Origin of the sequence: Microvirga makkahensis, assembly GCF_009830105.1 — a bacterium.
GTDB classification, from domain to species: Bacteria; Pseudomonadota; Alphaproteobacteria; order Rhizobiales; family Beijerinckiaceae; genus Microvirga; species Microvirga makkahensis.
In genome coordinates, this window is the sequence record NZ_WURB01000093.1 from 1 (window position 1) to 517 (window position 517).

A 517-nucleotide genomic window follows, 5' to 3' on the forward strand; every position below is an offset into this window, starting at 1 on the left:
TCTGGTGCTCCAACGACTATCTCGGCATGGGCCAGAACCGGGACGTGACCCGCGCGATGGTGGAGACCGCCTGGCGGCTGGGCACCGGCGCGGGCGGCACGCGCAACATCTCCGGCAACAGCCATCCCATCGTCGAGCTCGAGGCGGAGCTCGCGGATCTGCACGGCAAGGAGGCCGCCCTGGTCTTCACTTCGGGCTATGTCTCGAATCAGACCGGCATCTCGACGCTGGCCAAGCTCATCCCGAACTGCCTGATCCTGTCGGACGCGCTCAACCACAACTCCATGATCGAGGGCGTGCGCCAATCCGGCTGCGACAAGGCGATCTTCCGCCACAACGACCTCGACCACCTGGAGGAGCTGCTCCAGGCGGCCGGCGACCGGCCCAAGCTCATCGTGTTCGAGAGCGTCTATTCCATGGACGGCGATGTGGCACCCATCCGCCAGATCTGCGACCTGGCCGAGCGCTACAACGCCATGACCTATCTCGACGAGGTCCATGCAGTGGGCATGTACGG

General features: G+C 65.2%; 1 protein-coding gene. It reads left to right on the forward strand.

Annotated features, from left to right (window positions below):
• Positions 1 to 517 (forward strand): aminotransferase class I/II-fold pyridoxal phosphate-dependent enzyme (locus GR328_RS26595; RefSeq protein WP_160888641.1); only part of this gene is annotated, 517 nt, incomplete at both ends.